This window comes from Vibrio sp. KUL78 (assembly GCF_059725505.1).
The window spans coordinates 1265555-1290586 of record NZ_AP045838.1; the positions used below are offsets into that span (position 1 = coordinate 1265555).

A 25032-nucleotide genomic window follows, 5' to 3' on the forward strand; every position below is an offset into this window, starting at 1 on the left:
CACTAGTCCTTTTGTTGAGTTTCGCAATTAACTTGCGTGTTGTCGGTTTCTAAGCCAGCCGAAATGTAGGGTATGGCTTGCTCGATAATATTTAATAAATCACTGTCTTGTTCGAATTGGCTTGATGCGATCTCGTTTAATGCCTGAGAGGACACGGTGGCGAAAACAAACGCTCCCAAGGCAAAATGCAATCGCCAAAACAGCGACTCCTCATCGATATTGGGGTTGGCTTTCACCATCGATTGCTTAAAAAGCGCTAGGGTTTTACCGTAGTGATTGACGATGAACCAGCGCAGATGTCCTTGCACATCGCTGTATCCACTGGCGATGAGCAGCAAAAAGCTATGCATGCCATTTGGATGCAAGGTATTCAGGCTAAGCAATGGTGCCTTAACGGTGGTAAGTACCTCTTCAACGCTGAAGCTCGCTTTAATATTTAGCTTTACAAGTTGCTCATGAACCTCTGGCATTAGGTGAACCAAATAGTGATCCAGTATTGCTTGTACCAGTGAGTTCTTGTCTCCAAAGTGATAGTTCACAGCGGCTAAGTTTACTTCTGCTTTTTGAGTAATATCTCTTAGAGAAGTATTATTATAGCCACGCTCTATAAATAAAGACTGAGCAATATTAAATATCTTTTCTTTCGTTCCAACTTTAACTTTCATAATTTAAAACGCCCGTATCAAACGCTCGTTTTAATATATCCAGCAAAATTTAATTCAACAAGTGATTAACATCAACTTTTTCGCATTAACATCCATTACAAGCCTCATATGCATCTAAGTTTATGAAACCAATAGGAAAATATTTTTATTGTAATTTAAATCTCAAATAAAAATATAAAAATATAAAAATAACAATAAAATCAGAACTTTAACCAGAAGAGTTCATATTCAACAATACTTGATCGAGATAATATTCACACCATCAATCTATAGCCAAATAAACACCATCAATTCAAATATTAAATAGCTAGCGCGCACTATTAATTAACAATCGAATATTTGTATTAGTTTGCCGCCCAGGTTATACCGAGTTTTTATGTGATCCAGATATCATTTTAAGTAATTATTCACCGACTATTTTAATCGCGATTCAAACACAGTTTAAATATCAACAATTCGTTAACACCAATAAAAATGGGCACTTATGCAATCAGACACAAGCGCCAATTAAACACTAAGCCTTATATTTAGAGTGATTCGCCTATAAATTATGCCGCTGTGGGCTAGTGACAAAGGGACATGCATTCTTCATCATATCCATATTCAAACGCTTGTTTGAATTCCATGACTTAAATCAACAACTGGACAGGTAACTCGATAATAGAGACGCGTTGTTCATCAAAAAGACGTTTAAAAGGAAGGTAACCATGCAAAATCAAGCCGCTCTAGAAGCAGTGAATGCTCAACTTCAATCTGTTCTTAACCCATTTGCTAACTTCAGCCAATTGGTTGCAAAGAATGTAGAAACTCTTTCAAAAATGCAGATCGAAACTCTAACTGCATACAGCGAGTTGACTAACGAGAACCTACAAAGCCTAGTCGCAATCAAGCAGCCACAAGATCTTATGAACCACGGCAGCAAGCAACTAGAGATCATTACTAAAGTAAGCCAGCGTCTACTAGAAGACGGTCAAAAGCTAAGCCAGATTGGTAATGAGTTTAAAGCTGCAGTAGACGAGATCTCTGCAAGCTCTATCACGCCAAACAAGTAACCTTGGCTCCCCCTTTTGATATGGGCGTACCGCTTCACTGACCATGAGTTTAACGCTTGGTTTGATGAACATGAGTCGCCCTATTTTTTAAGCAATGAAGGATGAGAAGATGGACAAAAAGCCCCCATTCCAAGATGTCATCGATAGTTACTTTCAAGCCACCCAAGGATGGTTTGGCGCGTTTCAAAAGCCTACTCAATCCACCATCTTCAAATCTCAAGTGGAAGACTGGAGTCAGCTTGCTCAATCGGTCGCGAGCAACCCAACCAGTATTTTAGAGCAGCAAATGACTTGGTGGAATCAGCAGATCAACCTATTTAATGACTGCATTTTATCGACCAGTGAGCAAACTCAAAAAGAAACGGACCCACGCTTTAGGGATGAAAGTTGGTCGGAAAACCCTTTCTATAGCTACATCAAAGAGAGCTATAAATTAGTGTGTAAGTCTGTGTTGGATACCATCAGCAACACACAAGATATCGAGCCTGAGGCAAAAGAGCGCCTAGAGTTCTTTGCTCGCCAATTTCTAAACGCCATGTCTCCGAGCAACTTTATTACGACCAACCCAGAAGTCATGAAACTGACGCTCGAGTCCAACGGTGAGAACCTGGTAAAGGGTCTCGACCAATTACAAAAGGACATGAGCAAGAGTGTCGACATGCTCAATATCCGCATGACCGACAGCGAAGCGTTTGTCGTTGGTGAGAACATTGCTGCCACACAAGGCAAAGTCGTATTTAAGAACCATCTGTTTGAGCTAATTCAGTATCAAGCGACAACAGAAGAAGTGTACAAGCGACCGATGATGCTAGTACCGCCTTTCGTAAACAAGTACTACATCATGGACTTGAATCAGCGTAAGTCGTTCGTTAAGTGGCTCGTCGATCAAGGGCACTCAGTATTTATGATCTCTTGGATTAACCCAGATGAGTCTTATCGAGATACCGATTTCGGTGACTATGTGACCGACGGCATTATTCCTGCGCTTGATGCCATTGAAGCGCAAACTGGAGAGCGTGAGGTCAACGGTCTAGGGTACTGCATTGGCGGCACCTTACTAACGGCTGCGATGGCATACCTTGCTGGTAAACGCCGTAAACAACGCATCAAGTCAGCGACACTTTTAACAACGATTCTCGATTTCCAACAACCAGGTGAACTCGGCATCTTTATCAATGATCCAATGATTTCAGCCATTGAAGCTCAAAACAATCACCAAGGTTATATGGACGGGCGTCAGATGGCGGTTTCATTTAGCTTGCTTCGCGAGAACAGCCTCTACTGGAACTACTACATCACCAATTATCTAAAAGGTGAAAAGCCTGTCGCGTTTGACTTGCTACATTGGAACAGCGACAACACTAACGTACCAGCGAGCTGCCACAATCAGATGCTTCGCCAGTTCTATCTCGAGAACAAACTTAGCCAACCAAACGGTATTGAGATCGATGGCGTCGGTATCGACCTCTCTAAAGTCAAATCGCCGACTTTTTTCCTATCGGCTATCGAAGATCATATCGCGCTCTGGAAAGGTACCTTCAAAGGCACAGACCTGCTTAGCGGTCAAAATACCTTTGTGTTAGCCGAGAGTGGTCACATTGCTGGTCCTATGAATCATGCAGATTCGACAAAATATGGTTATTGGACCAACGACAATGTCGATACAGATGCAGATACTTGGCTCAACACAGCGGACAAGCACGCTGGCTCTTGGTGGGGACACTGGCAAGAGTGGCTAGATGCGCGCAACTTCTCGCAAAAAATTGAAGCTCGCGTACTAGAAGGTGAACTCGATGCCCCAGGAAACTATGTAAAACAACGAATTGAAGACGTACTAGCGAAACAAGAGGAGAGCAGCCATGTCGCTTGAAGTAGGACAACATGCAAGCCTAAGTAAGACACTCGACAAGGCAGCGGTAGAGCAGTTTGCCTCGTTAGCAGAAGACTATAACCCTGTGCACTTGGATGAAGCTTTTGCAGCAATGACACCATTTGAGGTGCCTATTGTGCATGGCATGCTAGGCGCAAGCCTTGTGTCCGGTCTCTTGGCGTCCAAAATCCCTGGACCGGGTGCCATCTACCTTGGGCAAACATTGCAATTTACGTGTCCGATCCGTGTTGGTGAGACGGTAACGGCTCGTGTGGAAGTAACAGAAGTCAGAGAAGACAAGCCTATCGCTAAGCTGTTGACTCAAGTACTTAATGAGCAAGGTAAAGTAGCTATCAAGGGCGAAGCGACGGTTATGCTGCAAGGCTAACCCTTCGTTTTCAGACCGTACTTTTCATTTAAAAGGCAGCTTTCGCTGCCTTTTTTCGTGTCACAGCAACCATAATACGCAACATATATCACCCATTTTTAATACAAAAACAAATAAATCATTCAACAATTGAATTATTTGTAGACACATCACTCTGTCTTGATAAGATACCGAACGCAAACACACTTTCTTACATAATAACCGTACTGCCAGATTGGAATCTTAAATAAACCATTACTCCAAGGGTAAGTTCGGAATCAATACAGGGATATAAAAATGCAAAGTTCTAGCATGCTGGCCCGTTATGCGAATGGTAATCTGGTTCTCCAGATCCTCGCGGGTATCGTTTTTGGTGTTATCCTCGCTGTCGCTTCTCCCTCAACGGCTCAAAGCTTTGGAATGCTTGGTAGCTTGTTTGTTGGAGCACTTAAAGCTGTCGCCCCAATTTTAGTCTTCATTCTTGTTGCAGCTTCTATTGCGAATCAGAAGAAAAACCAAACGACGCATATGCGCCCGATTGTAGTGTTGTATCTGATTGGTACATTCTCAGCAGCACTGACCGCAGTTTTGCTCAGCTTCCTTTTCCCAACCGAGCTTACCTTGGTTGCCGGCGCGGAAGGAGCAACGCCACCGCAAGGTATTGCTGAAGTTCTACACACACTGCTATTCAAACTTGTCGATAACCCAGTTAGCGCACTTATGAACGCCAACTACATCGGTATTTTGGCGTGGGCAATTGGTCTGGGTTTAGCCCTGCACCATGCTTCTGACACCACCAAGGCTGTATTTGAAGACCTAAGCCACGGCGTGTCACAAATCGTGCGTTTCATCATTCGTCTAGCGCCATTTGGTATCTTTGGCCTAGTGGCGAACACCTTCGCAACAACTGGTTTTTCTGCGCTTGCGGGCTACGCACAACTGCTGTTCGTTCTGCTGCTTGCTATGGCCATCATTGCGCTGGTTGTAAACCCAATCATTGTCTACGTGAAGACCAAAGAAAACCCGTACCCATTGGTATTCCAATGCCTACGTGAAAGTGGTGTAACGGCATTCTTCACTCGTTCAAGTGCGGCTAACATTCCAGTGAACATGACGCTTTGTGAAAAGTTAGATCTGGATGAAGATACTTATTCTGTATCTATCCCACTCGGTGCGACCATCAATATGGCAGGTGCCGCGATCACGATTACGGTCCTCACACTAGCCGCTGTCCATACCATGGGCATCGAAATCGATATTTTCACTGCGTTACTGCTTAGCATTGTAGCAGCGGTTTCAGCATGCGGTGCGTCAGGTGTTGCAGGCGGCTCACTACTGCTTATCCCGCTTGCTTGTGGCCTATTTGGTATCTCAAACGATGTGGCGATGCAGGTTGTAGCGGTTGGCTTTATTATCGGCGTGATTCAAGATTCAGCTGAGACAGCGCTAAATAGCTCAACAGATGTGGTGTTTACCGCTGCAGTTTGTAAGGCTGAGCAGAACAAGCTTGGTTAATAAACACTAGCATCCATAAATTCAAAGGGCTGTGTCATCGACACAGCCCTTTTTCTATTTAGACATTTCACCTCGGCGGCTACGGATCAATCTTGATTACATTCATCGTATCGAGCTGGTTGAGTAACTCGGTCTGATGGTTACCAGGGTCGCTTATTACACTGGCATCCGAAATGCCAAGTTCATTCCAGCCGATACCCTCTAGAGTGATGTCCGTTTGCTCGCCATTATTGGTAACACTGATCACTGTTGTGGCGTTGTCTGTTGCATCAGCAGGGTCATCCGTCACCGAAACCGTGATATTGCCTAGCAAGTCACCGATATTGTCATGCGCTGGCAACAGATCAGAAATATCTAAGATATCGCTTCCGACGCTAAAATCTGTGACCGTCTGCTCTGCCGGATCGGCAGTAGTCCCTGCCGCATCTTCGGTAAACAAAAATAAATCGTGACCATCGCCTCCGGTAAGGATGTCGTTACCACCGCCACCAAACAAGATGTCGCTGTCATCGGTACCCACAATCGTTTCCGTGGTTACAGAATCAGTACCAACTTTGATTTGATCTGGAAGCGTCAACTGCTCAGACTGATATAGCGCAACCAACAGTTCTGTAGGGGTGAAATCACTGATCTCGCTTGGTGTTACGCCAAGTAAGGTATGAAGTGCAATACCTTCGAGGACGATAGATTGAACCACAACACCATTGTCGGAAATCTCAAACACAGTATTACCATCTTGCTCAGACACACTAAGTTGATCGGTCAACAACTGATCATCTTTAAATGCCACTGCCGTTAAGTCGACAACATCATGTTTTATGTTTGGATCACTACTAGTAAAGCCACGAACATCAAAGTCTTTAATGGTGTCTGTACCAGCTAAGTTTGCCGTTTCCCAACGGAAGATATCTTGCGAATCAGTATCGCTGCTGATACCACCACCAACAGGAATACTATTACCAAACATCCACTCGTCGTCTGATGTCGCAACTAAAATATCATCAAAAGCAGTGTCACCTCGCAGTCCCTGATTACCTGTCACTGTGATGGTGATAGGTTGCTCCACTTCACCAAATCCGTCATTAGCAAGGATCGTAAATGTGTCGGTATCGGTTTCACCTGCAGCTAACGCATTGCTACTGCCCGCTAGGAGTACATAAGCCCAAACACCCGACGCGATATTGAAGGTGAACGTGCCGTAGGTTCCTGTCACTGAGTACACATCACCTACCAAGCTTCCACCACGAACGGAGCGCGTCGCCGTATTGTCTAGATCGGCAACCGCCACGGTTCCAGTGACGGAGTCGGTTACGCCCTCTTGCACACCTTCCGCTACATCGCCCGTGATAGTCGGTGCATCATTAGTACCCTCTATCGTGATAGTGACGGTTGAAGTGGTGCCATCAATAGACTGCACATTAAAGCTCTCGACAACTTCTTCACCGTCTGCGAGAGAGTTGAGCGCATCGTTCGCGACAAAGCTCCAGTTACCCTCGACGGTAATAGAGAAGGTGCCATAGGTGCCATCTGTATCCGTTTGAGCGATAAACTGATCATCAAGGTTATCGACATCCGATGCGGTAAGCGTACCGCTTGTCGATAGTACCGCATCGGTTTCGATCAACCTGACAGCCGCTGAACTCACAGTAGCGGCATCGTTGGTGCCTTCAATGGTGACTTTAACTGTCGAAACAGTGCCGTCGATAGACTGTACATCAAACGAGTCGACCAGCGAGTCGCCATCATTCAAATTATCGTAGGTACTATCTGCGACATAGCTCCAAGCACCATCTTCATCGATCGTAAATACCCCGTGGTCACCTGCCACGCTTGATTGTGAAATGAACTTGTTGTCAAGATTGTCAGGGTCTGAAGACGTCAGTGTTCCGCCCGTGGACAGCGCTAAATCTGTCTCATCGAGAACTTGATCGACAGCACTAATGGTTGCTGCATCATTGGTACCATTAATGGTCACTTTCACACTAGATTCTGTGCCATCAATAGACTTAACAATGAAAGTATCAGAGACGGAATCACCGCTGTTTAGGTTGTTGAACGCTTCATTCGCAACGTAAGTCCATACCCCATCCTCATCAATGGAGAACTGCCCGTGACTGCCATTAATACCAGTTTGAGCAATGAAGGTGTCATCATCATTATCGACATCAACAGACTTGAGCGTCCCTCCCGTAGTTAACGCGGCGTTCGTCTCTTGCAGACTTACATCCGCAGAATCCACCGTTGCTGCATCATTGGTACCAGTGATGCCTATCGTCACTTGCGACTTAGTACCATCGATAGAAAAGACATCGAATGACTCCTCAACACGCTCACCATCTGCCAGATTGTCATAAGCGCTATTCGCTTCAAATGTCCATACGCCTGACGCACTCAATGTAAAGGTACCTAGCGTGCCCGTTGTGCTTGCCTGAGCAACAAACACATTATCTAGATTGTCTGGATCGCTCGCGGTTAAGGTACCACCAGTAGTGAGCACGCTATTACTTTCCGTCAGCTCTTCAGCCGCAGCACTGATGGTTGCAGCGTCATTGGTGCCGTTAATTTGTACTGTAACCGTTGATGGTGTGCCGTCTACGGAAGTAACGTCGAAGGTTTCACTGACGTTATCTCCAACATTTAGATAATCGAACGATTGGTTGGCGATAAAGGTCCAAACACCATCGGCAGCTATCGAGAAACTTCCGTATGTGCCCGTCTCGCTTGAAGGGGTAAACGCATTATTTGGGTTATCAACATCACTTGACGTTAAGCTATCCGTTATCGTCAGCGCAGCATCAGTTTCGTCGGTGATGACCGAGCCTACGCTCACTTGCGCAGCGTCGTTGGTGCCCTCAATTTTTACCGTTACGGACGTTTGAGTACCGTCAATGGTCGTCACTTGGAACGTCTCAGAGACACTTTGACCTACATTGAGGTAGTCATAAGACTCACTAGCGGTGAAAGTCCACTTACCATCGGATTCGATACTGAACGTACCATAAGTGCCTTGAACATCGTTTTGAACCGTAAAGGTATCATCGGGATTATCCACGTCTGTGGAGTCAAGGTTGCCAGTAATTTCTAGCGCTGCATCGGTCTCATCACGAGTTTGAGAATCTGAGCTTACGATCGCAGCATCGTTTCTACCTTGGACAGTTACATTGATAGTTTGGGTGATCGCATCGCCTTGAGATACACCGCCGACTAGGCTCTCTATGTAGAGATCAAAACTCTCGTTTACTGGACCATCGTTAAGTGAATCCGCTTTGCTTTGGTCAATTACATATTCCCATTTAACCGTATCAGCGGTATCCCCAGCGATCAGCTTCAATGTTCCGTATGTACCAACGACCTCAGTAACCATTCCTGAATCACTCAGACTAAAGCTGTGTGTATCACTTTGGTCAGCATCGTAAATCTTCACCTCGCCCGTAGCCGTTCCTGACTCCGTACCTGTTGGGTCCTCATAAACCGTTCCTATTGCAACGGTATCGCCAGCGACGACTTGCGGTGCGTCATTAGTACCCGTAACTTGGAACTCGACCGTAATGATATCTGAAGCGCCATGCTCATCAGTGACCTTAACCTCATAAGTTAGCGGTGCCGGTAAAGTCTCACCTTCAGAGAGGTACTCGAAATCACCGGTGAGTTCGAACGTCCATGCACCTGTTGTCGGGTCGACACTTAGCTCACCTCTTGGATCTCCCGATACGACTTCCCACTCGTGATCATCCGCGATATTGACGGTATCGACATCTCCATCATCGAATGTTCCCGACAACTGAGTATCAATGTTCTCCGTTGCCATTTGCTGACCAATATCAACAATTTGAGGCGCATCGTTGGTACCAACGATAGTGATAGAGATTAGGTGCTCATTAGAATCATTAGTCGCGACAACACCAGAGTCATCGGTAGCCACCACACTCACTTGGATAGTCTTAGTTTGACCTTTCGCCAGCGCGTTAATCTCAGCGTTGTTTGGATCTACTTCAAACGTCCAATTACCATTATTATCAATGGTGAAATTGCCGAGATCAGAATCTTGCTTGACCGAGAAAGAATGGCTATCACCCACATCAATATCAGCGACCGTCACCTTCCCACTTGCAGTACTGCCCAAGCTGTCACTCACTGAACCAGTCACAGCACCAGAGAGCGTGGGTCTGTCGTTAGAACCAGTTACAGTTACTTCAACCGTCTGGGTTACTTCCCCACCAAAATTGTCAGTCGCTCGAATCGTAAACTCTTCAGTGACAGAGACACCTTCCCCTAATGCCTGAACATGAGCAGCATCATTATAAAGCTCGTAGATCCAAGTATTTGTATCTGGGTCGACAACAAATTGACCATAGGTACCATTCAAATTAGCAGCCGTTAGAGTCACAGTATCGTTGGTATCAAGATCATCGAGAACAATATCTTTAGTGACAGATACTACGCCCGAACCACCTAAATCATCTTCGGTGACTGCGCCATCAACTGTCGACATCGTTGGTGGTTGGTTCTCGCCTTGAATGTTGATCGTAAGGGTTTGCGTGTCCGTTAAACCGCTAGGATCAGTCACCGTCACTTCCCAGCTTTGCGCAATTGATTCATTAGCGGCAAGAGCAATGACGTCACTGTTGTTAGGGTCTACCACATAAGACCATGAACCATCGCTGTTAAAGGTGAGGGTGCCGTAATCCGTATTGACGTTACCATCTGGCGTTGCAGCCCAAGTATGTAATCCCTGGTCTTGAGTGTCGACATCCGAGACCGTTAACTGACCAGAAATCGTTTGGTCTGGGTCGTCTGCAACGATGGTTTCTTCAACGTTTGCTTGCAGAGTCGGCGCGTCATTTTGACCATTAACGTTGACCACGATCTCTAGGGTTTGAGGGAGCCCGTTCTCATCAACAATGGTTTTACCATACTGGTCAACCGCATAAACCTCGAACACATCCTGCCTTGTTTCGCCCTCTTGGAGCGACTGAACAGCTTGGCTATCGTTGTCGAGCGTAAAGACCCAAGAACCGTCTTGATTAACTACGATGTTCCCGTATGTACCGCTGCCGTCAATCAATGTCCAAGTAATTTGATCTCCAAGCTCTATACTAGGATCAAGTTCCAGTGGACCTCCCGCATCAGCGGACGTAATGACAATAGCTGAGTCGCCAGTACCAGTCTCATTCGAGTCATCGTTGTCTTCATTTGCCGTAACGGTTTCAACGATGATCTTCTCGTCTACAACAACATCTTCTGCAGAGCCAACAATTTTAACCTTAACTTCGCGTCTGTCCGAGGCGGTACTAGGATCTTCGTTAGGATCGGTATCAGTCACAGTAACAAAGAAGGTATCAAAGACTTCCTCGCCTGCTGGCAGTTCTACAGAAGGGTCTAGTACATAGGTCCATTCACCCGTTTCGGAATCAACGACTAACGTACCGTAGCTGCCTTGTCCGTTTTCAACTGCCCACTCGTTGGTGTCACTCAGATCTGCGTCATCGACACCTAAAACACCTGAGATCGAGTCTGTTACGTCCTCAAGTGCTTCACCCAAGAGAATCGTATCGTTTTGCGGGCTAGTCGTGTCTGAGCCGTAAGTGATTTCCGGCTTATCCGCTGTACCATTGATAGTGACATCAACATTGATGTAGAACGGTCCAAGAATAATACGCCAGTTCTCAGTTGCGGTGTCTCCCGCATCCAATCCTTGCACAAGTGGCGAGTCATTATCTAACTCGTACTGCCAATTACCATCTGGTGTTCTAACAAGTTCTCCATAGAGACCACCATTTATCGGCACGAAGCGGGCTGCTGCAGGGACATCAAAAATATATGAATCTCCATCTACAAGCTGGCCATCCTCTGTCACCTCTAACTGAGATATATCCACGGGAATGATACCGCCGCCACCAGAACCGTCTCCTGGGTCCTGTTGACCAATTACATCAATCACGACCTCTTGACGATTAGATACGCCTCCGTCGTTATCTGTGGCAACAACGTAAAATGTTTCCTGAACAGTTTCACCAGAAATCAAGGCTTGTGTCGCAGGCAAGGAATTATCGATGACATAGGTCCATTTACCATTGTTGTCGACCGTTAACGTACCGTATGTGCCCACTCCAGACGTCTCGATAGACCAGCCACTGATTGAGCTGTCGTTATCAACATCGCTAGCAACCAGTTGACCATCCGTACGTGTTAAGTCGACCCCAAACACGTCCGCTGTACCATCTTCCACTACCGTGCCCGTTGACTCACCCGTTATGACTGGAACGTCATTACGCCCTTCAATCGAGATAGTAATGTCCTGGGTAATGGTCGCCCCATTCTGATCCTGAGCGATAACGGTGAAGACTTCTTGCTTCACCTCATCCTCATTCAATGATTGCATCACATCGTTTTTCGGGGTGAATTGCCAATTACCGTCCTTATCGATTGATAGATCGCCATAAAGACCGGTATAGACATTCTCGGTTTGACCATCTGTAATAACAAACTCTGCAAAGTCGTCATTATCGACATCTGTCAGTATCGCGCGTCCCGTGATAGGAGTGAGGTCATCAGATGGGTCATCAGTACCGTTGTCCTCAACGTAAGTGCCAGAAATATCACCACTTACGGTCGGAGCATCGTTTTGACCTTCAATTCGAATCGTCACGAGCTCAGTGGACGTTGCACCATGACTATCAGTCACTGTCACCTCAAAGGTGTCCGTCAATCGTTCCCCTGGCTTTAATGCTTTAATGTCATCGAGCTTGTCAGTTTGATCATAGGTAAACGTCCATCGACCATCGGATGACAGTATTAATGATCCATAGTCACCACGACCACCATTGGAATCTGAGATCTCCCACTGATGGGTGTCATCAGCATCAACATCGCCCGGATTCAATTGACCGGTAGCCGTGTAATTACCCGCTTCAATCGTATCTTCTGAGATAGTACGGGTCTGGGCACCGCGTATATTTGGCGCATCATTTTCGCCAATGATCTCGATGTTGATATCTTGAATCGATTCATGCCCAAATTTATCAAGCACTCGAATACGAACGGTGTCATCTAGCGTGTCGCCTTTATCCAAGGAATCAACCGCATTCAGGTTATTGTTGAGTACGTACTGCCAAGTACCTGTTGACTCATCGATGCTAAAGGTGCCGTATTGTCCTTCATCTAGAACGCTCCATGAGACAACTTCACTCAGATCAGGATCACCTGCACCAATCACATTGTTATCAAGGTCATTTTGGGTTGGTACCCCTGCGATAATAGTACCTGAGAGCACATCACCATCTTCGATAACATTGTATTCCGGCTTAACAGCGATTTCGGGATCAGTGTTAGTACCTGCAACCGTCACCGTGACAGTGATCGTGTCCGTTAACCCACCTTCGTCGGTAACGATAATATCGAAGGTATCTGTGCGAGACTCTCCTGGCGGGATCTCACGCGTGGCATCCCAGTCACTTTGCAACTGATACGTCCATTTACCGTTATCATCAACCGACATATAACCGTAGGTACCTGTTGCTTGTCCGGTACCAGAATCCTCATTTTCAACCGCCCAGGTATGAGAGTCGGTTGTATCAACATCACTTACCGACAAGTCACCCGTGGCTGTTGAACGACCCGTAGACGCTTCAATCACGCTGCCTGTCGTCTCACCTTTAACCTCTGGCGCATCATTGGTGCCTTTGATTGTCACGGTGATCGTTTGAGTCGCAGTGTTATCGCTCGCTCCAGAATCATCTCTCACAGTGACAGTGAAGGTGTCTGTCAGCGTCTCGGCGTTGATGCCTTTAAGCCCTTGTACGGTTGGGTTACTGTTGTTGAGGGTATACACCCACTCACCCGTTTGTGGATCTATGGATATGCTGCCGTATTGACCTTTGGTTGAATTGATAAACCAGGTGTGGTCATCACCAATATCGACATCTCCGTCTGTCAAAGTACCGGTAGCAGTAATTGGATTGGCCGTGTCATTATCAGGATGGACATCTTCGGTTACTTCACCACTCAATGTACCGCCAATCACTGGGCGATCATTGTCACCATTGACGGTAATCGTGATCGTTTTTGTGCTCACGGCATTGTATTTATCAGTCACGCTTACTGAGAAGGCTTCTGTCACGACACTATCGTGCGCTAATCCATCCACCGATGCCTTTTGACCATCGCTCACGCCAAGGGTATACAACCATTCACCCGTCGCTGGGTCTAGTGTCAATGTACCGTAAGTGCCCACCCCAGCATTTGAATCATTGATTACCCATGACTCTGTCTCATTTTCATCGGGATCTTGGGTACTAAGATCAGCGCCAACAGTTTGTCCATAACCATCAACCTCATATAAGACACCCGTTCTAGTGCCTCCAATATCCGGTGCATCATTAGTGCCTATGACATCAATGCGAACCTCAAACACTTTAGTTGCAGTGCCATCTGTGACTTCGACTTCAAAGATCTTTTCGCCACCAGTTTGTCCGGCTTCGTAACTTACTCCCTGCTCTAGGTGGTCAGACAGAGATTGATCTAGGGTGTACGTCCATTTACCGTTTTGGTCAATCGATAGTGAACCAAGGTGACCTTGAGGATCGACGACTCTGTATTGGAAAGTATCATTAATATCAATGTCGTCGACATCAATGACACCGCTTTCTGTCACATCTAAATCTTCGACTAGAGTTGCACTGTCATCACCGCTGAGCACCAATGCATCGTTGGTGCCAGTCACATCTATGGTGACATTTTGAGTACGCGTTCCACCATTCCCGTCATCAACCTGAACCGTAAACGTCTCTGTGACTAGTTGATCTTGACTTAGAGAATCCGCTTTAGCGTTATCTAACGTATATTCCCAAGTGCCTGTTGTCGCATTAATCGTAAACGAACCATATTGCCCTTCAGACGAACCTACAACAGACCAAGTATGCACATCAGTGACGTCTACATCTCTAGGATTAAGATCCCCTGTTGCAGTCACCGTACTGTCATCACCCTCTGCGTTTTCAGTCACATCGCCGGTACTGTTTCCTCGGATTCGTGGTCTATCGTTGGTACCTGTGATCGTAATGGTGATGGTCTCAAACGAGGTTCCGTCGACAGAGTAAACTCTAAATGACTCTTGCATCGTTTCATCGAGACCCAACTGCTGAATAGCGCGTTCGCGCGTATTCACTTCGTAATCCCAATCACCTTGAGCATTAATAGTAAGGGTTCCAAGCGGCGAGCCTTGAGGTTCAACCGTTGTGTTAAATACGCTTTCTCCTGTATCGACGTCATCAACGCGAAGTGAGCCTTCACTTTTTATGTATCGTACGCCATCTTCTCGAATCACATTTCTGTCTTCGATAACATCACCGGTATTAGTACCGGATATAGTCGGCTGGTCATTGGTACCGTTAATCGTGACCGTTAATGTCTGGCTTATGTAGGCGTCTCGGTCATCAATAATAAATGCATCAATATCAACGGTTGTAGATTCACCTTCACGTAATGCTTGGGTCGCTGGTTTGGTATTATCTAGAGTAAATGTCCAGCTGCCATCACCGTTGATGTTGAATGTGCCGTAATCGTTTTCAACACTTGTACTCGTGTTATCAGAATCAAACGCGAAGCTCAGGTCAGTGTTATCCGCTAAATCGTAATCTGCCGCATTGATTTGACCTTCCGCCAACTGGTCTCCCGCTTCATTGAAACCTACTTCTGTCACCGAGTCAGCGAAGATACCGCCTGTTGTCAGGTACGGTTTATCATTCGTGCCTTCCACCGTAATGGTCACGGTTTGCGTCGCGGTCACGTTTTGATCGTCGGTCACCACCACATCGAAGGTGACCTCAACACTATCGCCCTCTTCCAGCGCTTGCGTCGCTGCAGCGCCGTTATCCAACTCAAACGTCCACAGACCATTTTGGTCGATGGATACCGTGCCGTATGGGTTCGAGTCGTTTTCGATACTGTAATCAAGGACGTCACCCTCGGCGAGATCGACATCGCTCGCGAAAATTTGACCATCAATAGTAGGCGTACCTGCCACGGTATCGCCCGCATCCTCATGGCCCGCTTCAACCACGGTACCGGCAATTTCACTGGTATTCGCAATCACAGGTGCATCGTTTGTGCCGTTGATGGTGACCGTCAGGTTTTGACTAATGTACGCGTCGCGGTCATCGATGATGTAAGCATTGATATCGACGTTGACGGATTCACCCGCTTCCAGCGCTTGCGTGGCTGGCTTGGTGTTATCCAGTGTGAAGGTCCAGCTGCCATCGGCATTGATGTTGAACGTACCGTACGCGTTCTCCACACTCGTCGTAGTATTGCCAGAATCAAACGCGAAGTTGAGATCGGCGTTATCCGGTAAATCGTAGTCCGCTGCGTTGATTTGACCTTCAGCTAATTGTTCGCCGGTTTCATTGAAACCAGCCTCGGTCACTGAGTCAGCGAAGATGCCGCCTGTTGTCAGGTACGGTTTGTCGTTGGTGCCTTCCACTGTGATGGTCACGGTTTGGGTGGCCGTCACGTTTTGATCGTCGGTCACCACCACATCGAAGGTGACCTCAACACTATCGCCCTCTTCCAGTGCTTGCGTCGCCCCCGAAGTGTTATCCAACTCAAACGTCCACAGACCGTTTTGGTCGATGGATACGCTGCCATAAGGGTTCGCATCGTTTTCAATGCTGTAATCAAGGACATCACCTTCAGCGAGGTCGACATCGCTCGCGAAAATCTGACCATCGATAGTCGGCGTACCTGCAACGGTATCACCCGCATCCTCATGGCCCGCTTCCACCACGGTACCCTCGATTTCACTGGTATCCGCTATCACTGGCGCATCGTTGGTGCCGTTGATGGTCACGGTCAGGTTTTGACTGATGTACGCGTCGCGGTCATCGATGATGTAGGCATTAATGTCGACGGTGACAGATTCACCGGCTTCTAGCGCTTGCGTGGCTGGCTTGGTGTTATCCAGCGTGAAGGTCCAACTGCCATCGGCGTTGATGTTGAACGTACCGTAGGCGTTTTCGACACTGGTCGTCGTGTTGCTTGAATCAAACGCGAAGCTCAGGTCGGCGTTATCGGCTAAATCGTAGTCCGAGGCATTGATTTGACCTTCGGCTAATTGGTCTCCCGCTACATTGAAACCAGATTCAGTGACAGAGTCAGCGAAGATGCCGCCTGTCGTCAGGTACGGTTTATCATTGGTGCCTTCCACTGTGATGGTCACGGTTTGCGTCGCAGTGACGTTTTGATCGTCAGTCACGACCACATCGAAGGTCACCGTCGCGCTCTCACCCTCTTCCAGTGCTTGCGTTGCGGCAGCGCCGTTATCCAGCTCAAATGTCCACAGACCGTTTTGGTCAATAGATACCGTGCCGTATGGGTTCGCATCGTTTTCAATGCTGTAATCAAGCACGTCACCCTCAGCAAGGTCGACATCACTTGCGAAGATTTGGCCGTCGATAGTCGGCGTACCTGCAACGGTATCGCCCGCGTCTTCATGGCCCGCTTCAACCACGGTACCGGCAATTTCACTGGTATTCGCAATCACAGGTGCATCGTTGGTGCCGTTGATGGTGACCGTCAGGTTTTGACTGATGTACGCATCGCGGTCATCGATGATGTAGGCGTTGATGTCGACGGTGACGGATTCACTGGCTTCGAGTGCTTGCGTTGCTGGTTTGGTGTTATCCAGCGTGAAAGTCCAGCTGCCATCGGCGTTGATGTTGAACGTACCGTAAGCATTCTCGACACTGGTCGTGGTGTTGCCGGAATCAAACGCGAAGCTCAGGTCATTGTTATCCGCTAAATCGTAATCCTCGGCATTGATTTGACCTTCGGCTAATTGGTCACCCGCTTCATTGAAGCCAGATTCAGTGACAGAATCAGTGAATATACCGCCTGTAGTCAGATACGGTTTATCGTTGGTGCCTTCCACCATGATGGTCACGGTTTGCGTCGCGGTCACGTTTTGATCGTCGGTCACGACCACATCGAAGGTGACCGTCGCGCTCTCACCCTCTTCTAGGGCTTGCGTTGCCGCCGAAGTGTTATCCAACTCAAACGTCCACAGACCGTTTTGATCGATGGATACACTACCGTAAGGATTCGAGTCGTTTACAACGCTGTAATCGAGGACGTCACCTTCGGCTAGGTCGACATCGCTAGCGAAGATTTGACCGTCGATAGTAGGCGTACCTGCAACGGTGTCGCCCGCGTCTTCATGGCCCGCTTCCACCACGGTACCTTCGATTTCACTAGTATTAGCAATTACTGGCGCATCATTGGTGCCGTTGATGGTCACAGTCAGGTTTTGACTGATGTACGCATCGCGGTCATCGATGATGTAGGCATTAATGTCGACGGTGACAGATTCACCGGCTTCTAGCGCTTGCGTGGCTGGCTTGGTGTTATCGAGCGTGAAGCTCCAACTGCCATCGGCGTTGATGTTAAACGTACCGTAGTCGTTCTCAACGCTGGTCGTGGTGTTGCCGGAATCAAACGCGAAGCTCAGTGGCTGACCATCCGCTAAGTCGTAATCCGCCGCATTGATTTGACCTTCGGCTAATTGTTCGCCGGTTTCATTGAAACCAGCCTCGGTCACTGAGTCAGCGAAGATGCCGCCTGTCGTCAGGTACGGTTTATCGTTGGTGCCTTCCACCGTGATGGTCACGGTTTGCGTCGCGGTCACGTTTTGATCGTCGGTCACCACCACATCGAAGGTGACCTCAACACTGTCGCCCTCTTCCAGTGCTTGCGTCGCCCCCGAAGTGTTATCCAACTCAAACGTCCACAGACCGTTTTGATCGATGGATACACTACCGTAAGGATTCGAGTCGTTTACAACGCTGTAATCGAGGACGTCACCTTCAGCTAGGTCGACATCGCTGGCGAAGATTTGACCATCGATAGTGGGCGTACCTGCAACGGTATCGCCTGCGTCCTCATGCCCCGCTTCAACCACAGTACCGGTAATTTCACTGGTATTCGCAATCACAGGGGCATCGTTGGTGCCGTTGATGGTCACGGTCAGGTTTTGACTGATGTACGCATCTCGGTCATCGATGATGTAGGCATTGATGTCGACGGTGACGGACTCACCGGCTTCGAGCGCTTGCGTGGCGGGTTTGGTGTTATCCAGCGTGAACGTCCAGCTGCCATCGGCATTGATGTTGAACGTACCGTACGCGTTCTCCACACTCGTCGTGGTGTTGCCAGAATCAAACGCGAAGTTGAGATCGGCGTTATCCGCTAAATCGTAATCCGCGGCATTGATTTGACCTTCGGCTAATTGGTCACCGGCTTCATTGAAGCCTGCTTCTGTTACTGAGTCAGTGAAAATACCGCCTGTTGTCAGGTACGGTTTATCGTTGGTGCCTTCCACCGTGATGGTCACGGTTTGCGTCGCGGTGACGTTTTGATCGTCGGTTACCACCACATCGAAGGTGACCGTTGCGCTCTCACCTTCTTCCAGAGCTTGCGTGGCTGCAGCGCCGTTATCCAGCTCAAATGTCCACAAACCATTTTGGTCGATAGTTACGCTGCCATAAGGGTTCGCATCGTTTTCAATGCTGTAATCCAGCACGTCGCCCTCGGCGAGGTCAACATCGCTCGCGAAAATCTGACCATCGATGATTGGCGTACCTGCAACCGTATCGCCCGCGTCTTCATGACCCGCTTCAACCACTGTGCCGGTAATTTCACTGGTATTGGCAATCACAGGCGCATCGTTGGTGCCGTTGATGGTCACAGTCAGGTTTTGACTGATGTACGCATCGCGGTCATCGATGATGTAGGCGTTGATGTCAACGGTGACAGACTCACCCGCTTCCAGTGCTTGCGTAGCGGGTTTGGTGTTATCCAGCGTGAACGTCCAGCTGCCATCGGCATTGATGTTGAACGTACCGTACGCGTTCTCCACACTCGTCGTGGTGTTGCCAGAATCAAACGCGAAGTTGAGATCGGCGTTATCCGCTAAATCGTAATCCGCGGCATTGATTTGACCTTCGGCTAATTGGTCACCGGCTTCATTGAAGCCTGCTTCTGTTACTGAGTCAGTGAAAATACCGCCTGTTGTCAGGTACGGTTTATCGTTGGTGCCTTCCACCGTGATGGTCACGGTTTGCGTCGCGGTGACGTTTTGATCGTCGGTTACCACCACATCGAAGGTGACCGTTGCGCTCTCACCTTCTTCCAGAGCTTGCGTGGCTGCAGCGCCGTTATCCAGCTCAAATGTCCACAAACCATTTTGGTCGATAGTTACGCTGCCATAAGGGTTCGCATCGTTTTCAATGCTGTAATCCAGCACGTCGCCCGCGGCGAGGTCAACATCGCTCGCGAAAATCTGACCATCGATGATTGGCGTACCTGCAACCGTATCGCCCGCGTCTTCATGACCCGCTTCAACCACTGTGCCGGTAATTTCACTGGTATTGGCAATCACAGGCGCATCGTTGGTGCCGTTGATGGTCACAGTCAGGTTTTGACTGATGTACGCATCGCGGTCATCGATGATGTAGGCGTTGATGTCAACGGTGACAGACTCACCCGCTTCCAGTGCTTGCGTAGCTGGTTTGGTGTTATCTAATGTAAAGGTCCAACTGCCATCGGCGTTAATGTTAAACGTACCGTAGGCGTTCTCAACACTGGTCGTCGTGTTACTTGAGTCAAACGCAAAACTCAGCGCGGTGTTATCCGCTAAATCGTAATCCGCGGCATTGATTTGACCTTCAGCTAATTGGTCTCCCACTTCATTGAAGCCCGATTCTGTCACCGAGTCAGCGAAAATGCCGCCTGTTGTCAGGTACGGTTTATCGTTGGTCCCTTCCACCGTGATAGTCACAGTTTGCGTCGCGGTGACGTTTTGATCGTCGGTCACCACCACATCGAAGGTGACCGTTGCGCTCTCGCCCTCTTCTAGCGCTTGCGTCGCCGCCGAAGTGTTATCCAGCTCAAATGTCCACAGACCATTTTGGTCGATAGATACGCTGCCATAAGGGTTCGCATCGTTTTCAATGCTGTAATCGAGCACATCGCCGTCAGCTATGTCGACATCGCTCGCAAAAATCTGACCATCGATAATTGGCGTGCCTGCAACGGTATCGCCTGCGTCTTCATGACCTGCTTCAGTGACCGTGCCCATTGTCTCACTGGTATCGGCAATCACAGGCGCATCGTTGGTGCCGTTGATGGTCACGGTCAGGTTTTGACTGATATACGCATCGCGGTCATCGATGATGTAGGCATTGATGTCCACGGTGACGGATTCACCCGCTTCGAGCGCTTGCGTGGCTGGCTTGGTGTTATCCAACGTGAAAGTCCAGCTGCCATCGGCATTGATGTTGAACGTACCGTAAGCGTTCTCAACACTGGTCGTCGTGTTGCTTGAGTCAAACGCGAAGCTCAGTTGCTGACCATCCGCTAAATCGTAATCCGCGGCATTGATTTGACCTTCGGCTAATTGGTTACCTGTTTCATTGAAACCTGCTTCTGTTACTGAATCGGTGAAGATACCGCCTGTTGTCAGATACGGTTTATCGTTGGTGCCTTGTACTGTGATGGTCACGGTTTGCGTCGCAGTGACGTTTTGATCGTCGGTCACCACCACATCGAAGGTGACCTCGACGCTGTCGCCCTCTTCCAGCGCTTGCGTCGCCGCCGAAGTGTTATCCAGCTCAAATGTCCACAGACCATTTTGGTCGATAGATACGCTGCCATAAGGGTTCGCATCGTTTTCAATGCTGTAATCCAGCACGTCACCTTCGGCTAGGTCGACGTCGCTTGCGAAGATTTGACCATCGATAGTCGGCGTACCCGCAACGGTATCGCCCGCGTCTTCATGGCCCGCTTCAACCACAGTGCCTGTGATTTCACTGGTGTTTGCAATCACTGGGGCATCGTTGGTGCCGTTAATAGTAACGGTCAGGTTTTGACTGATATACGCATCGCGGTCATCGATGATGTAGGCATTGATGTCGACGGTGACGGATTCACCCGCTTCCAGCGCTTGCGTGGCTGGCTTGGTGTTATCGAGTGTGAAGGTCCAGCTGCCGTCAGCGTTAATGTTGAACGTCCCGTACGCGTTTTCAACGCTGGTCGTAGTATTGCCAGAGTCAAACGCAAAGCTCAGCGCTGCGTTATCCGCTAAATCGTAATCCGCGGCATTGATTTGACCTTCGGCTAACTGATCCCCAGATTCGCCATGCCCTATTTCCCTGACAGAATCTACAACCGTACTTCCCTCTGTTAAGTATGGTTTGTCATTGGTTCCTTGGATAGTAATGGTCACTTCTTTCGTTGAAGATAAGTTCTTATCATCCGTGACCACAACGTCAAACGTGACCGTCGCAGTTTCGCCTTCTTCTAGCTTTTGAGTCGCATCAGCGTCATTATCAAGCTCGAACGTCCAGAGTCCATTTTGATCAATGGAAACAGAGCCGTAGGGGTTCGAATCATTCGCTACACTGAAGTCCAACACCTCACCGTCAGCAAGATCGACATCACTCGTCACTAGCTGTCCACTAATCGCAAAAGTACCATCTACGACAGCTCCAGCATCTAAATGTCCAGCTTCAACAACCGTGCCAGCTAATTCACTACTATCGGCAATAACAGGAGCGTCGTTGGTACCGTTTATCGTGATTACAATGTCAAACGACGTACCATCTGCAGATAGTACGGTGAAGGTTTCAGTCGCCGTATCTCCAGTCGACAAATACTCTACTGCCGAATTCGCGATGTCATAGATCCAAGAGCCATCTTCTAGTAACGTGAGTGTGCCTACCGCACCGTTTTCTCCACCTGCCACAGTACTGACCGAGGTAAACGTTGTGGGATCAGTCTGGAACACTTCCTCATCAGCACCATCAACATCATCAATGGTAAGCTTTCCGCTATCTGACAGGGTGGTAAGCGTATCGTCTTCGGTGACCGTACCTTCATCATCTGCACCAGTAACTAAAACAGGAACATCGTTCGTCCCTATAATATCGACCGTTATCGTGTGTTCGGTGCCATCCACAGTTTTGACAGTAAAAGTTTGCTTGGCAATTTCTCCAGCACCTAACGCTTGAACTTGAGCATCCTCGTTGGGAATCGTAAAGACCCAATTGCCCACTTCGTCAATCGTCAGTTCTCCATTGGTAAAGTTTCCATCACCGCCAACAACCTCGGATTGAAACTTAGCCTCACCATCATCTACATCAGTGACGGTAAGCGTATCCCCCACAGTTAACTGATTAGTATCAGCGTCAATATCATCAATATTGTCTTCTGTTACTTGACCAAAAGATGTACCTACAATAGATGGCGCATCGTTGGTACCCACAATAGTAATAGTGAGAGTTTCGGTGTTTTCAGCGCCAAACTCATCTCGAACAATAACCTGATAAGTTATATCTACTATGTCACCAGCGTTGAGAGCTTGCGTTGTGGCTGAGTTATTATCCAGCTCAAATGTCCACTCACCATTTGGCTTTAGAACAAATTGCCCATAGTCACTGGCACCGTCCTCAACATAGAATGTTAGCGTTGCATCCGCATCCACGTCCTCACCGACGAGTGTTCCTGACGCTGAAGGAGTTCCGTCAACATTTTCTCCCGACTCCACAACGGTGCTCGATAGCTCACTAGATGACGCGATCGTTGGTTGATCATTGGTACCGAAGATTTCAATGGTAATTGGCTGGATGACGAAAGCACCTGTTTCGTCTGCAACTTTCACATTAAAAACAGCTTCGACTGTTTGTCCCTCTTTAAGCGCTTGAGATTCCGTCGAAGTATTGTCCAACGTAAAGCGCCAAACACCAGTAGACTCCTCAACGGCAAACGTTCCATAAGGGCTGGTATCTGATGTCGTAAAGCTTAACGTGCCGTCGCTATCTGAAGCCCTAATGATTCCCGTATCGGTATCTTTGCCTGGAACCACCGTGCCGTCATCTCGATTACCCGCCTCACTGACAGCACCGGTCGTACCGCGCGGGTCTTTAATCTCAGGCGTGTCGTTAGTACCAATTATCGTAATCGACACGACCTCTTCGCTTTTGGCTCCAAACTCGTCCGTCACGGATACCGTGTAGTTAATAGTCTTGGATTCACCATCGGCAAGCGCTTGAGTCACGGAAGCATCGTTGTCTAAGTCAAACTGCCACTTGCCGTTCTCATCGATAGAGAAAGAGCCGTACTCAGTTTGCGCAGACTCTACTTGGAAGGTCAGACTAGCGTCATCGTCGACATCGGTAACAGACAAAGTACCTAAAGCAATGTTGTCACTGCCAATACCGTCACCTTGCTCTGTAACGGTTCCGGCCGCATCACCACCAGCATCAAACGTGGGTAGATCGTTAGTACCATTTATCGTCAGCGTTAAAGTTTCAGTAACCACCGCACCTTTGTCATCGGTAACGGTTATCTCGAACTCCGTTTCGACGGACTCTCCCTCTTTCAGGCTTTGCGTTGCCGAAGAGCGGTTATCGAGAGTAAAGATCCATTCACCTGTTTGTGGGTCGACACTCAATTGCCCGTATTCATTGGTATCCGACTGAACGCCGTAAGTGAGGACCGAGTCCGTATCATTGTCTCGAGCGACAATTGTCCCTGTCGCAGTATTTACACCCTCAACGACTTGACCACCATCTAGATTCCCCGCCTCAACTAGGGTTCCATCGCCTACATCGTCGATAACCGGAATATCATTAACTGGGTTGATGGTAAGGAGAACGCCACCTTCTTGAACCGAGTTTTCCTGTCCCTGTCCATCATCCGCAGAATAGGTGAACTGACCTGCATCATCGCCGAGAGTGTATTCTTCAGGGGCATCGAACTGCAGACTTTCAAACTCTTGTTGCGTAAGAGTTTGACCAAGGGTAACGGGCGTACCATCAGCAAGAGTAATTTGTCCTAGAACTGGGAGTTCTGTAATGGTGACGATGACAGAGTTACCGTCAACGTCACTGGGAAAGGTTAGTCCTAGTTCACCGTCGGTTGACTCCTCATCAAAAGTACGGGCATCAAAGATCGTAACTGGTGCAGAGTTAATGAAGATATCAACGAGCGTATTTGTCTGGGTTGGCGAGAGCGCCTGTCTATCGAGACCGATAGTTTCAAAAAGCGTTTCCGCTAAAATTTGTACCTGCGTTGCTTCTACCGTCGCTGCATCGGTGATACTTGAGCTCAACTCACCACCAGCAGCGGTAGCCTGGTCTTCATTTTGAGTCGGGTCTTCACCTGCCTCAATCTGAGCAATGATGTCAGCTGCGTCTTGCTCATCACCGAACGCCAGAGACAAGCTTGAATCGTCGCCGCTTTGTTCGCCGAAGTTTTGTTCGCCGAAGTTTTGTGCAAACAAAGCTTCTCTAAGTTGTACATCTGGAACTAAGTTATCAGGTGATAGCTCTACATCTCCGGGACGGGCTTCAATACCTTCTGGCAATAAAACTATTTTTCCATTCTTATCAAGAACTAACGTACCCGATAATTCTACCAGCCCCAATAATGCAGCAACATTCATGGCGAACTCCTCAACAACCGTCGCTTTTGGACTCAAGCGTTACGTAACCAATCACTACAGCAACTTAT

The 25032-nt window shown here is 48.1% G+C and carries 6 protein-coding genes; 4 read left to right on the plus strand and 2 right to left on the minus strand.

Annotation, left to right across the window (positions count from 1 at the left end):
- Positions 1 to 2: 2 nt before the first annotated feature.
- Positions 3 to 665, minus strand: a complete 663-nt coding sequence (locus AC6I8Y_RS22325; protein WP_234497721.1) for a TetR/AcrR family transcriptional regulator — start codon at positions 663 to 665, stop codon at positions 3 to 5.
- Between the two features lie 707 nt (positions 666 to 1372).
- On the opposite strand from AC6I8Y_RS22325, the gene AC6I8Y_RS22330 reads away from it, so the two are divergent.
- From AC6I8Y_RS22330 to sstT, 4 genes are all read left to right on the plus strand, one after another.
- The gene (locus AC6I8Y_RS22330) at positions 1373 to 1717 is read left to right on the plus strand and encodes a phasin family protein (RefSeq protein ID WP_042469627.1); all 345 of its coding nucleotides are present in this window, start codon (positions 1373 to 1375) and stop codon (positions 1715 to 1717) included.
- Positions 1718 to 1826: 109 nt separating this feature from the next.
- Positions 1827 to 3587 (plus strand): class I poly(R)-hydroxyalkanoic acid synthase, encoded by a 1761-nt coding sequence (gene phaC / locus AC6I8Y_RS22335; RefSeq protein ID WP_498021756.1) that lies wholly within the window; start codon positions 1827 to 1829, stop codon positions 3585 to 3587.
- Complete coding sequence (locus AC6I8Y_RS22340) at positions 3577 to 3975, plus strand: MaoC family dehydratase (RefSeq protein ID WP_252015847.1); 399 nt, start codon at positions 3577 to 3579, stop codon at positions 3973 to 3975. The genes phaC and AC6I8Y_RS22340 overlap by 11 nt, the downstream gene beginning before the upstream one ends.
- 276 nt (positions 3976 to 4251) lie before the next feature.
- Complete coding sequence (gene sstT, locus AC6I8Y_RS22345; RefSeq protein ID WP_128650358.1) at positions 4252 to 5469, plus strand: serine/threonine transporter SstT; 1218 nt, start codon at positions 4252 to 4254, stop codon at positions 5467 to 5469.
- Positions 5470 to 5548: 79 nt separating this feature from the next.
- Here the strand turns inward: sstT and AC6I8Y_RS22350 are convergent, their stop codons facing one another.
- Complete coding sequence (locus AC6I8Y_RS22350; protein ID WP_498021758.1) at positions 5549 to 24964, minus strand: VCBS domain-containing protein; 19416 nt, start codon at positions 24962 to 24964, stop codon at positions 5549 to 5551.
- Positions 24965 to 25032 lie beyond the last annotated feature (68 nt).